This is a genomic window from Pseudolactococcus piscium (assembly GCF_002441695.1).
GTDB lineage: Bacteria > Bacillota > Bacilli > Lactobacillales > Streptococcaceae > Pseudolactococcus > Pseudolactococcus piscium.
In genome coordinates this window covers 1-13,893 of record NZ_JXJW01000005.1, presented here as the reverse complement: position 1 = coordinate 13,893, position 13,893 = coordinate 1, and the positions used below count along the sequence as shown (strand labels likewise).

8 protein-coding genes are annotated in these 13,893 nt (G+C 39.8%); all 8 read left to right on the top strand.

All coding sequences use genetic code 11. The annotated features are described in order from the left end of the window. Positions 1-11 precede the first annotated feature (11 nt). Entirely contained in the window at positions 12-806 is a 795-nt protein-coding gene (locus RU86_RS03375) for a YutD-like domain-containing protein (RefSeq protein ID WP_096814063.1), read from the top strand. A gap of 105 nt (positions 807-911) precedes the next feature. Further along, complete coding sequence (gene rlmN / locus RU86_RS03370; protein WP_096814062.1) at positions 912-2,030, top strand: dual-specificity RNA methyltransferase RlmN; 1,119 nt, start codon at positions 912-914, stop codon at positions 2,028-2,030. An 81-nt stretch (positions 2,031-2,111) separates the two neighbouring features. Further along, on the top strand, positions 2,112-2,618 hold the full coding sequence (locus RU86_RS03365) for a VanZ family protein (RefSeq protein WP_096814061.1): 507 nt from the start codon (positions 2,112-2,114) through the stop codon (positions 2,616-2,618). Beyond that, entirely contained in the window at positions 2,618-3,226 is a 609-nt protein-coding gene (locus RU86_RS03360; RefSeq protein WP_096814060.1) for a nitroreductase family protein, read from the top strand. Before RU86_RS03365 ends, RU86_RS03360 begins: the two co-directional genes overlap by 1 nt. Positions 3,227-3,327: 101 nt before the next feature. After that, positions 3,328-3,777, top strand: a complete 450-nt coding sequence (locus tag RU86_RS03355; RefSeq protein ID WP_096814059.1) for a CoA-binding protein — start codon at positions 3,328-3,330, stop codon at positions 3,775-3,777. Positions 3,778-3,964: 187 nt separating this feature from the next. Further along, entirely contained in the window at positions 3,965-4,660 is a 696-nt protein-coding gene (locus RU86_RS03350; protein ID WP_245810465.1) for a class B sortase, read from the top strand. Then, the gene (locus tag RU86_RS03345; protein ID WP_096814058.1) at positions 4,608-5,261 is read left to right on the top strand and encodes a hypothetical protein; all 654 of its coding nucleotides are present in this window, start codon (positions 4,608-4,610) and stop codon (positions 5,259-5,261) included. Before RU86_RS03350 ends, RU86_RS03345 begins: the two co-directional genes overlap by 53 nt. A gap of 1 nt (position 5,262) precedes the next feature. After that, the coding region (locus RU86_RS03340; RefSeq protein ID WP_143468082.1) for an RHS repeat-associated core domain-containing protein at positions 5,263-13,893 on the top strand (8,631 nt) is incomplete at its 3' end.

Here is a 13,893-nt window from a genome sequence, read left to right as displayed (position 1 = left end):
AATGATAGGATATGGCAAAAGTAATTCCAGAAGAAGAAAAAAATTATAACAAGTTTCCAGGCGAGCACGTGATTGTCCTAGATGATGTGGTCACAATCGGAGATAAAGTCTTTCATCTCGTACATAATTACCAAGATGGCTTTGATAAAGAAAAATTGGAGCAACGTTATTCTGATATTTTTGCAAAGCATGATTATGTCGTCGGCGATTGGGGACATGAACAGCTACGACTAAAAGGATTTTTCTCAGCATCACGTAAAAAAATGCCAGATGACTTGAAAATTTCGCATCTCGAAGACTACATCAAAGAATATATGAATTATGGGGCAGCATTTTTTGTCCTGAAACGGATGCGTAGTAAAGATATCAAACGGGAAGCACCATTTTTAGCAGAAAAAGTCTATGAGGTAAAACCTATGGTTTCATCTGAGATAAGACCAAAAAAAGTGGTCGCAAAATCACAAAAACGGGATGTGGCTCAAGGCACATCTCAAGCAAGACAGTCTCAGCCCAAAAAAACTCAGTCAAAACAAACTCAGTTAAAACAAACTCAGTTAAAACAAACTCAGTTAAAACAAACTCAGTCAAACCATGCGCAAGCCAAACCTGTTCAAACCAAGCAAGCACAGGCCAGGACAACTAGTGCGACTAAAAAGCGTCGACCAACGACTCAACCAACATTTGTCCAAAAAGACAAGTCAGAAAAGGCGCGTACGCCGTTTGTCAAAACAGAAGATACACATGTTTCACATGAAACCAAAGCGACTAAGCGACCTGCTTTTGTTGTTAGAACACGTCAAAAATGACGAATTATGTTAAGGCTAACCCAACAGCGTTTAGCCTTATTTTTATTGCTTACCTAAGGAAAAAAGCCTGATGACAAGTTGCACTTTTAGTGGTAAACTATTAACATGACTAAAACTATCCAAACTAATGGAACAAAACCATCCATATATGGCTTAACACGCGATCAGTTGATCGACTGGTCAATTGATAATGGTGCAAAAAAATTCCGTGCCACCCAAATTTGGGACTGGCTTTATAAAAAACGTGTAGAGACTTTTGAGGATATGACCAATATTCCTAAAGACTTTATCGAGAAATTGACCGCGGCTTTCGTGATTAACCCGCTAATCCAACGCTTGGTACAAGAATCTAAGGACGGTACAGTTAAGTACCTATTTGAATTACCTGACAAAATGTTGGTTGAGACGGTACTCATGCGTCAGAAATATGGCTTTTCAGTCTGTGTGACAACCCAAGTGGGTTGTAATATTGGCTGTACATTTTGTGCCTCAGGCCTCATTAAAAAGCAACGTGATTTGACGGCAGGTGAAATTACAGCGCAAATCATGCTCGTTCAAAAGTATTTTGACGAAAGAGGGCTTGATGAACGTGTCAGCCACGTCGTTGTCATGGGGATTGGTGAACCATTTGATAACTATGAAAACCTCATCAAGTTTATTAAAACGATTAATGATGACCATGGCTTAGCGATTGGCGCCCGTCATATTACGGTCTCAACATCTGGCCTAGCAAATAAAATCAAGGAATTTGCAGGCACTGGTTTGCAAATTAACCTAGCGATTTCATTACATGCCCCAAATAATGATGTTAGAACAAGCATCATGCGAATTAATCGTCAATTCCCGATCGAAACGCTTTTTGAAGCGATTAACTACTATCTGGATAAAACAAATAGACGGGTAACTTTTGAGTATATCATGTTACGTGGTGTCAATGACAAACCTGAGCATGCGCGTGAATTAGTCGCGCTATTAAAGGACATGAGAAAGCTAGCTTACGTTAACTTGATTCCTTATAATCCAGTAAGTGAGCATGATCAATATAGTCGTTCTACAAAAGAAGACGTCCTCAAATTTTATGATGTCCTGAAAAAAGGCGGCGTCAACTGTGTCATTCGTCAAGAACATGGGACAGATATTGATGCAGCGTGTGGTCAGCTCAGAAGTAATACGATGAAAAAAGATAAGGCTGCTGCTAGAGTAACTAAACCCGTAACAGTCTAAGCTGAAAAGCTGAGCTGATAGCACTATAAAAAACACTAGTTGACTGGCTATGACAGCTAGTGTTTTATGTTACAATGAATTATGAGATTATTTGATAAACAAGACAAGTTGCAGCAGCCATATCAAAAGATTATAAAAGGTTTGGCCATAGCCTATGTTATCGCGATTTGCCTCATGTGTTTTTTACCACAGAGTGTCTATCCTAGCGTTAAAAATGTGGAGACACCTGGTATTCAGCACTTTGGTAGGGTGACAACGATTTTAATGCCTTTTAACACACTCGTTCATTTTGGTAAAATTCCGAATCCACAGGATATGTTAATCATCATCTTGCAGAATGTTGCTAACATCTTTTTATTGTTTCCACTGGTTTTTGCACTTTGCTTGCTCAGGCCAAATATACGCCAGTTCAAAAAAGTCTTACTCATCAGTTTTTGCATAAGCCTTTCGATTGAGACGACGCAGGCTATTTTAGATTTACTATTTAACTTCGATCGTGTCTTTGAGATTGATGATTTGATTACAAACACAGTTGGTGGGATACTTGCCTACCTAGCCTATAAATTATTAAGGAGAGTTACCCGATAATGGAATTTTCAAAAGTGAATCATGGTCGTCATAAAGTAACAGAATTTGATGGCAGTAGACTACCTATCGCAGAGGTCAAGGCGATTTTAGCAGAAGCGATTCTGGCACCATCAGCCCATAACATCCAACCCTGGCATTTTGCCATCGTCGCATCTGATGAAAAGAGAGCCGCATTATCGACAGCCATGCATGGTAAAAATGCTGCACAACATGAAGCAGCTGGTGCAACACTAGTCGTCTACTCAGATACGGATTTAACCGCGCGTGTGCATGATTTAGTTGAGATCGGTGCAGATTTCTTACCAGAAGCATCTAAAGAGATGTTGCTCACGAGATTACCAGGGATGTTTGATAAATTTTCTCCGGAGGAACTATCAGATTATTTAGCCTTAAATATTGGTCTTGTCGCACAAAACATCGTCCTTGTGGCGACTGATAAAGGCCTGAAAACAAACATGATTCTTGGTTTTGATAAAGCGAAAGCCAAGGAAGTGTTAGCTATAGAGGCGCGTTTTCGTCCAGAATTAATTATTACCATGGGCTATTCAGATACTGAGGGTACGGCGTCGTATCGCCTGCCAGTTAACGATATTACTGACGTGATATAAAGTCCTGTGACGATACATACGTCTCGAATGTGCTAGCTAAATGCTAAAAAGAGATAGGCAATTAAGCAATTCTTTTAAAAGTCAAAGATAAAGGAGTTAGGATGACTGATACATTTGAAAACAAGCCCAAAGAGGTGATTGTAGATTATCTACGTCAGGCCAAGACCGTTGCTGTGGTCGGTTTGTCTGATCGGGAAGAAACGACGAGTTTTATGATTGGTCAAGCCCTTCAGGCTGACGGCTATAAGATCATTCCAGTGAATCCAAGACTTGCTGGTCAAGAGATACTGGGCGAAAAAGTTTATGCCAATATCAAGGATATTCCCCAACATATCGATATTGTTGATATTTTCCGACGTTCTGAGTTTCTGCCTGATGTGGCACGTGACTTTATCCAAACTGATGCAGACGTTTTTTGGGCACAGCTGGGACTAAAAAATGAGGAAGCTGCTCAGATTTTACGTGAAAACGGGCGTGATAAGGTCGTCATGGACAAGTGTATCAAGGTTGAATACGCCTCTAGCGGCTTGAGAGAAGAAAAGTTAAGCTAAATAAAGCCAATGGGGCTTTTATTACAGTAGACAAAATATGAGAATTTCTCGTATTTTGTCTTTTTTTATTTTCTCCCAATTAAATAAACTAACAATGTTATTTACATTCAATCTTAAATAGCTTACAATAGAAGTAAGAAAAATAACTAATGTAATTTAAATCTAATATAATTAAAAAGAGGTTAGAGTGAAAAAAATAAGCTATTTTATCATTTTTCTCGTGATTTTAGCAGTGTCTTGTCTTAAGCTGACAGAACTTAATCCTAAGCTATTGCCTTTAATTGATGGTGAGCAAGAGAGGTTGACCTATAAAAACAAGGATGTCTATGCCCAGATCAAGGTTGCAGGGACAAATATCAACTATCCGATCGTCCAACATCCGTCAGATGATAGCTATTATCTAAGGCATGATGTGAATCAGTCAGAGACGATATATGGTGCGATATTCACTGAAAAAATGAATAGAAAAGACTTTAAAGATTTAGTCACGATTGTTTATGGTCATTCTACTAATGATGGGTCGATGTTTGGTAGCTTAGAGAGATTTGCAGATAGCGCATTTTTTCAAAAAAATAAAAGTATTGAAATTGATAGTAAGGATGAAACAATTACCTACGACATCTTTTCAGCCTATAGCTATACAGATGACCATTTATTTCAGACATTTGATTTAGGAAATCTCCTAGCTGTTCCTAACTACTTTGAAACGATCAAACAGATTTCTGAGAATTTGACAGGTAACTATCGGGATATAGGCTATACCCCAACTGACAGATTGCTGATTTTGTCTACTTGTGACACAAAAGATAACGGAAGAAGGTTTATTGTTCATGCAAAAGAAACAAACAGGATTAAAGTTAATCAGGATACTAGAACGCACTAAAGCAACCCAATACTTCATCTTGTATACGATAGGGTTATTAAGTTATGGCATTGGGAGTAGCTTGTTTTTAAATAAGGTATTTCTTGAAACATTAGTTATCAAGTCAGATCGGGTCACACTAAAATTTGTGGGTGTTTTATGCGTTTTGATAGGTATAGGCATCCTACTATTTATCGTTTATCAGTACTATCAAAAAGTCTCTTTAAAACAAAAAATGATCAAAGCTATCCAAAATTACATCCTACTAGTCTTTGTAATAGGGCTAATCGTAGGCGGAATAGGGAAATTAATCCTTGCATTTACAAATCGCGATTACGATTGGGTCAAACAATTTATTTGGATACTGACAACATTCATTCAAGGTGAGTTACGTTTTATCTTGATTTATTATTGTTTAACACTTTATAAAGATCAAAAATTTGACTGGAAAAGTCAGGGTTTCTTTAAGCTATTACTAAGTGTTTGCTTGCTATTAGGGCTATCTATTTTATGTCGTCTCTTATATCCGTTACTGGGTACTTTAGTTATGTTTATAACAGATATGATCATGATGACTGGTATTGTTTATTTTGAGCTATTTAATCAGAAAAAGGAGAATTAATATGGGGATTAGGTTAAGGAAATTAGGGATAAAAATCAGTAAATATCTAGCTTTAACGCTACTTATTTTAACAAATACACCTATTGCTTATGCGAATGATATAAAAAATGCGATCGAACAAAGTAAGTCTGAATCATATTATAAAGCAACTGTAAATGAGCTTAAAGATGCGGTCATTCCAGAGACACCCAATCGTGATACAAAAAAAGAAAATAAAGCATCTGGTGACCAGGTAAATACTGAGGAAAAACAAGACGCCAAACACGCTATTCGATTACCAGAAGTCTCAGAAACAAAAACGAATCAAGAAGCAGCAGCATTAAAAAAGACATACGGCGAGCCAATTCTAGTCAATGGCCAAGAACAGATATTTAAAAAAGATGAGACAAACTTTATCACGTATATTAGTGGCGATGTCAAGACTTATCAAGATGAAAAAGGGAACCAATTCCCTGTCAACTTAGATCTCATTAGTGACCAAGCAGATGGAAAAGCCATATTCAAACCAAGTGGTAGCCCGGTAGATGTCATATTGCCTGAGAAAGTGACTGACAAACAAGGGATTAAAGTCTCAAAAGGAAAAGATACGTTAGAATTATTTCCCAAAGATAAAACATATGAAAACGCGACAATCAAAGATAATGCGATTTTATATAATAATGTCGATGAAGCAGACGATGTGCAATACACGGTCACAGATAATGGTGTTAAAGAAGAAATCATTTTAAACAAATGGCGTGACAAGCATGAGTTTAAGTATCAATTTTCATCTCAGGCATATGATGCCAATCTACAAAACAACCAAGTCGTGGTGACAAAAAAAGGTAAAAAAGATGTCCTATTTGTCCTTTCGGCACCGGTTATGATTGATAAAAAGGGTGAAAAAAGCGACGCAATAAAGATGCGCTTGAAAAAAGATAAAAATGAGTATGAGTTAACAATCGATGCAAATAAGGCATGGCTTGCAGATGCAAAAAGAAGCTATCCTGTCAGAATCGACCCGACCATTACTGTTCCGACAGAAAATCTGATTGATACCGTAACGAGCTCTGTGCATGGGACTTATCAAGGCAGAGGCTATGGCTATGTCGGCTATATCACACAAGAGATGACGGGTGTTTGGAATGCTAAAGATGTCGGTAGAACAAGGATCTATACAAAAGTTAACTATGATTTTTCAAAGATCCCTAAAGAGGCAAAAATTAATAGCGCATCTTATAATCTCTATCAGTATGTGCAATACCCGCAAACAAATGCCACTTTTTCAAGTTATAAACTGACGCAAGATTTCAACATCAACTCACTTACATGGGATAATTCAGTTGGCTTAACACAAGAACCTACTGGAGAAAACGCCATCAGTTCTGCCAAGTATGGGCTGCATCAATTTGATATTCGAGATACCGTCAATAGTTGGGTACAGGGTCTTAGTCCGAATTATGGACTGGTTGTTCAGGCTACAAATGAAAGCGATTACGGTGGCGCTTTTTATACGACATATTCGACAGGTGATGCGGGTCAAGTTGACTTCTCCCCTGACAAGCGACCAAGTTTAACCATTAATTGGTCAGTACCTGATCCAGTTGACGTGAACTACCCGATTGGCAACACAACACTTAACCTGAGATCGATGATTTCCTCGGATAAGAAGGGTAAGCTCCAATTTCAAGGGGTCTTCGCAGATGGCATCACGACACCAGGATCAATTATTGACTATCAGTTGAGTGACCCTTTAAAAGGCTATAGTGGTCAATCCTATGCGAGTTACTCCTATAAGTTCCCTGATTCAAGTCTTTTTGAGTCAGCCTTTGAAAAAGGGACGACCAGATACAAAGATAAGTTAGCCAACTGGCAAACAGGACTACCTTTTACGACACCAGATCATAATAAGGTATATACGATCGATGCCGAAAGTAAAAAAGAGGGTGCATCTAGTGGGAAGAAGAACAGTGAGAAGTTTGTTATCTATAAGGTCACACAATATGATACCCTGCCTAAGATAGCAGCCTATTACGGTGTGCCATTATCCCAAATTGTTTTCGATAACCGCGTGCAAGATATGTTACTAGTTAAGAACAATACCTTGTTTATTCGAAATCCAAAGAAAAATGCTGAAAAACCCTATAATCCGCCTAGTCTATCAGATGGTAGCAAAGAAGCGATTGATAGTTTGCTGATGGGTCGTGGCTTGCACTGTGAGTTTGGGTTTGAACCGATCAACCTCAATACGGGTAATTTCTATCTCAATAGAACAGATGTCTCGATTCCTAGTTTAACTCAAGATTTTGAAATTACAAGACATTACAATTCAAAAGGTGCAAGTCAAAATAGTCTTTTTGGTCGCGGTTGGGCATTTGAGTTTAATGAGCAAGTGACAAGCGATGAAGCAGGTAATCTCTACTATACTCGAAGTGACGGTAGCATTTTAACCTTTAAAAAAGACGGAGAGACCTACACTTCTCCTGAAGGCTATGATTTATCCTTGAAAGTTAAGGAAAAAGAGAAGAAAAAAGCTGACTTTGGGGATGGGGAAGAGGCATACAGCGTCAAAGAATATGTGATTACTGACAAGCAGAATCAAGAAAAAACCTTTAACTATTTTGGCCTATTAAGCAGTCAAAAAGATGAACAAGGCAATCTCACCACCCTTGAATATAATGAAAATGCGCAAATGACTGCCATTCACGATCCTAGTGGCCTCACCTACAACATCTCCATGAATGATGCAGGATATATCGCCCATATTGGCTTACCTAATGGCTCAAGTCTAAAATATGACTATGATGACTCAGGTCATTTAATGAATTATACGGATGCGAGTGGGGCTGTGACACGTTATGACTATGATAACAATGACTTAATGACGGCTTGGTATGATGGTAATGGCACTAAAATCATAGAGAATAGCTATGATGACAAAGCGCGTGTTACCAAACAAGTTGACGGGACAGGTGCTGTCTCAACATTAGCTTATAGTGATGGTCAAACACAAACAACAGATGCAAATGGCGATAAGACAAGGTATCATTATGATGCCCAGTATAGAACTACAAAGATTGAGTATCCCGATCAAACCAACACGTCAAAAGTATACGATAAAGCCAATCATTTGATAGAAGAAGTAAATGAGTTGGGTCAAAAAACAGCAATTAGGTATAACAAAAGCGGGAATGCCTTAACTAAAACGAGGTTTGATGGTGCTGTACAGACCAATACCTATGATGATAAAAACCATCTGACCAGTGAGATAGATTATGACGGTAAAAAGACCAGCTATAGCTATGATACGTCTGGAAATATCAACAAAATAACAGGAAATGACGGCTCAAAAACAAGGTTAAAAACAAATAAACAAGGGCTAATCACAAGCTCAGAAGACGCGTTAGGTCAGGTGACCTCCTATGAATATTCTGGCGCCTTGCTAACAAAAATCACATCGCCTTTAAAGGGGATAACAAGGATTAGCTATAATGCACACGGGTTGCCAGTTAGTGTCACGAATCCTCTAGGGGGAGTATCAACGACCGCCTATGATAATGAAGGTCGCAAAACAAGTGAAACAACACCAGACGGTCAAACAACACGTTATGTTTTTGATGGTGCTGGTCAAGTCACTGCTTTAACAGACGGAAATGGCTTTACGTCTCAGTTCACTTATGATGCAGTGGGGAATAAGACCTCTATGACCAATGGTGCAGGAGGTGTCTACGCTTATACCTATGATGGTGTCGGAAACAAACTCAAAATGACCGACCCTGAAGGTCAGAACACAAGCTATACCTATGATAAAAGAAGTCGATTATCAAGTGAGGTTGATGTTGCTAACTCTAAAATATCTCACGAAAGAGACGCTTTAGGTAGAGTAACCCGTTTTATTAATGCAGCAGGCCAAAAAACGGACTATTCCTACCAAGCGTCAGTTAATAAAGTCGCAACGCAATCTGATGCCTTAGGACAAGTCACAAGCTATACCTATGATAAAAGCGGGAATGTCCTTGAAACACGTAACCCAGATGGGACAAAAATCACAAATGAATATGATGCGTTAAATCGCTTAACTAAAACGACGGATGCTTTAGGACTTGTTGCTTCCTACGTCTATGATTTGAATGGACACAAACTATCTGAGACAGTTGATGGTAAAGTCACATCTTATGTCTATGATGCCCTAGGCAATGTGCTAAGCGTTACCTATCCCAACAAAGAAAAGGGAATCTACACCTATGATAAGATGGGGAACGTGCTTACCTTCAAGGATGCGCGTGGGAAAAAGACAAGTTACAGCTACTCTAAAGGTGGCGCTTTAGAGACCATTACAGACGCTTTAGGTAATCAGACAAAAGTTGCTTATGATGGTAACGGCAACCAATCAAGTCTGACAGACGCGGCAGGTTACACAGCTTCTACAACCTATAATGCGCATAACCTACCAGAAACGGTTACAGATGGGCTAGGTAACCAAACAACTTATGCTTATAGCCAAATAGAACAAGTCACGTCTATAGTTGACGCCTTAGGACATAAGAAAACATATGACTACAACGAATTGGGTTACCCTATTTCGATAACAGATGAAAATGGGAATGTATCAAAACTTACTTATACAGCAACAGGTAAAACACAGTCAGTAGTCAACCCAGATGGGTCAACCCTCGCCTATCAGTATGATGCCTTAGATCGGTTGACAGAAGAGAAAAGGTCAAATGGGTTAGTCACAACATATGCCTATGATTCGGATAACCGTGTGAGTAACATGCGAGATAATCAAGGGGTTAACGAAAGCTATACCTATAATGCCCACGGTCAAAGGCTAACCGAGACAAATAGTTTAGGTGAAAAAACAACTTACACCTATGATAATCAGGATCATGTCATCAAAATAAGGCATGCGGATCAGACTAGCGAAAGCTTTACCTATGATGCTGTTGGGAAGTTATTAACATCGACAGATGTAGCAGGCAAGACGACATCCTACAACTATGATAAAAATGGCAATTTAAAAGAGAAAAAAGATGCCAAGGGGCATTTGACCAGCTACACGTATGATGCCATCAATCAAATCGCAACAGAGACAAATCCAGCTGGTGGCACCATCACCTATACCTATGACGTTTTAGGAAATGTCTCTAGCATCAGGGATGAAAATGGTGAAAAAACCAGCTATGGCTATGATGCCAACAAGAATTTAATTCTCTATACAGATGCCAAAGGTAGCCAAACTGCTTTGAAGTATGACCCATTATCACGATTGAGCGAAAAAGTCAGTCCTACTGGTGCCGTTCAACAGTTTAGGTATGATAATCTAGGCAATAAAACAAGTGAGACCAGTGGGGAAGGCAATAAAACGGCTTATACTTACGATAGTATGAACCAGATTGCAAGTATCACGAAGCCAACAGGCGGCGTACAACAGTTTACCTATGACCAATCTGGTGCCCTGCTTTCTGAGACAGATGAAAATAAGCATCAAACAAGGTACGAAAATGACTTACATGGGCAAACGACGTCTAGAACACTAGCAAATGGTGCAAGGTATGGCTATGCTTATGATAAGCTAGGTCGATTAAGCAAGCAAGCTGCTCCTAAGGGCTTATCTCAAACCTATACCTATGATGTGTCTGGTCAACTGATACGACAAGAAGATCAAGCGAAACGCCAAACCACTTATACCTATGATCAATCAGGTAAGCTGTTATCAACAACCAATCCAGCTAAGTTAACCACAAAGTTTTCTTATGATGAAACGGGTAACTTAAGACAAGCGACGACACCAAGTGGCACCAAAACAAGCTATAGTTATGATGCGATGGATCGGATTAAGACGGTAACGCAGCCAACCGGCAGACAAACCAGTTATGATTATGATCCAGTTGGCCAATTAACAACAAGAACGATCAATGGGGAACGCAAAGAAACGTATCAGTATGATCCAAATGGTAATTTGACTCAAAAAGTCAACGCCAAGGGTCAAAAAGAAACAAAGCGCTATGATGCCAGTAATCGACTAACGTCAGAAACGAATACAGCTGGTCGGACCACGGGCTATCAGTATGATAAGGATGACCGGTTAACTCAAGTCACATCAAGTACTGGTGCCAGTAATACCTTTACCTATGATGGCAATAATAATCTAACACAGGTTGCATCAGGTGGACAAAGGATTAATACCTATGCCTATGACAAGGCAGACCAGTTGATTGAAGCAAAAGTAGGCTTAGATAAGGTAGCATCTAAAACAAGCTATGCCTATGATAGTGTTGGCAATATAACAGAAATCACAAATGGCAATGGTAAAAAGACAAGATATAGCTATGATGAACTGTCAAATGTTGTAGAAAAAGTATCTGCCTTGGGAGATAAGACAGCCTATACCTATGATGCGGATAATCGGCTTAAGGAAGTGAAGCAGCCAAATACTAAGACCATCAAATATGACTATAATAAGTTAGATCAGCTCTTAAAGGTTGACTACTCTGAGAAATCTGATGGCAGTGTTTTATATACCTATGATGCGGATGGTCGTCGCATTGCCATGAATGATTTGACAGGTAAGACAGATTATACTTATAATGACGCAGGTGAAATCACTGGTGTTCGGCAGGGCGATGGTAGCATTATCAAGTATGCCTACGATAATTATGGTAATATCAAGCAACTCACCTATCCAGATGGGTCTAAAGTTACCTATCAATATGATGCGCTTGATCAGTTAACAGCAGTCATCGATAAGGATAAGCATCAAACAACCTACACCTATGACGATGCAGGCAATATGACGGAAATCAAACGCGCGGATGGTACCAGCTCAATCATGAGCTATCGCTTGGATGATCGGATTGAAAAAATCAGGCACCTCGATAAAAAAGGTAAGACGATCTCGTCATATGGGTATGCCTATGATGCCGATAATCAAATCTCTGAGGAGGTCATCACACAAGCAGGTGAGACGGTGGTGCAAACCTATGCCTATGACAGTCTAGGTCAAATCACTGAGATGACTGTCTATGATAAGGCTAAGAAGCAAGCACTATCGCGTTTCTCCTATGGCTATGATCAGGCGGGGAATAAAGTCAGTAGCACATGGCAAGCTGGTGATAAAAAAGAAAATACAGACCTGACTTATGACGATAATAATCGCTTGATCAGCCAAACTAAAGCTGGCAAAACGATCACTTATCGCTATGATAAAAATGGTAATCGGATCAAGCAAAGCGACGGGGACAGCACGCTCGACTATATCTACGATACAGAAAATCGCTTGCTTGCGGTTAAAGATAAAGCAGGTTTATTACAAGCATCACTTTATGATGGTGACAGTAATCGTGTCTTTACAGCCAGTCGCACAACTGGCAAAACGGCTTACCAGCTGTTTAGTAGAAAAGAGCAGAAAAAATCGCCTAAAACAAGTACACAAGGCGATGGGAATTCACTTTTCTGGTATGGCTTCTCGGAAAATGTTGTGCAAGGGTTTAGCAGTTTATCAGAGACGATGGGTAACTTCTGGATCGAGACATTTGAGACACTTTCTCAAGTCTATCACCAAAAAGTTGCCAAGGACCGTGCTAATAAAGAAGGCATCGTCGTTAATCCACCTGAACTTGGTAATCGACCAGGCGAGGGGGATGTCACCTACGCGTCGCAAGTACAAGATGTCCTCATCCCCTATACGACACGAGAAGATAGCTATCAGTACTATGAAAGCCGAAACTATGTCAATGATGTGAATCAGGACCATACACAGGTGCTTCAAACCTATGATGAGGAGCTCAAACCTAGGGAACGCTATACCTATGGCAATGACCGGATTAGCTATGAGACGAGTCAATCCAAAGAAGCGTATCAATACTTGACTGATGCCAGAGGCAGTGTGACAGGCTTAACGCAAAACGGGGAGGCTGTTAACGCTAGAACATACGAGGTCTATGGTCAAACACAAGATAAGGATGACACAGGGAACCCCTATGGTTACACAGGCGAGGCGCAAGACATCACAGGGCTTACCTACTTAAGAGCCCGGTACTATGATAGCCAATCAGGTACTTTCTTAAGCCAAGATAGCTATGAAGGAGAGCAAGATAATTCACTCAGTCAAAACGGCTATAGCTATGTCGAGAATAACCCGATCAACTATACCGATCCAAGTGGTCATAAGAAAAATATCTTCCAACAAGCTTTAGATTGGGGCAAGAAGAAAGTAAGTCAGACATGGAACAGCGGCAAAAAAGTTGTGAGCACCATCTGGAACGGGGGAAAAAATGTTGTTAACAATGTGGTAAACTGGGTAGGTAACCGGGTTAACGATGTGGTCAACTCTGTCGGTAATGTGGTCAATACTGCCAAGCGTTACTTGTCAGGCGGTGGTAACTCACGACAAGCAAGCGGGTCATCTAGCAATTGGAACGGCGGCTCTAGTGGCTATAATCCGATTTCCAGGGGATATGGCGGTAGTGCTATCTATGTGAGCGCAGCCCAGCAGCAAGCCATCCGAACAGCTCAGAGACAGCTGCGAATTAGTAATGAATATACCAAAGCAACAGGTAATAAAGGTAAGCCTAAGACTAAAGAGGGCAAGAACCTCGATAGAAACTGGTGGAGTGGGTTAAAAGAGACCATAACCAAGTTTTGTACGACA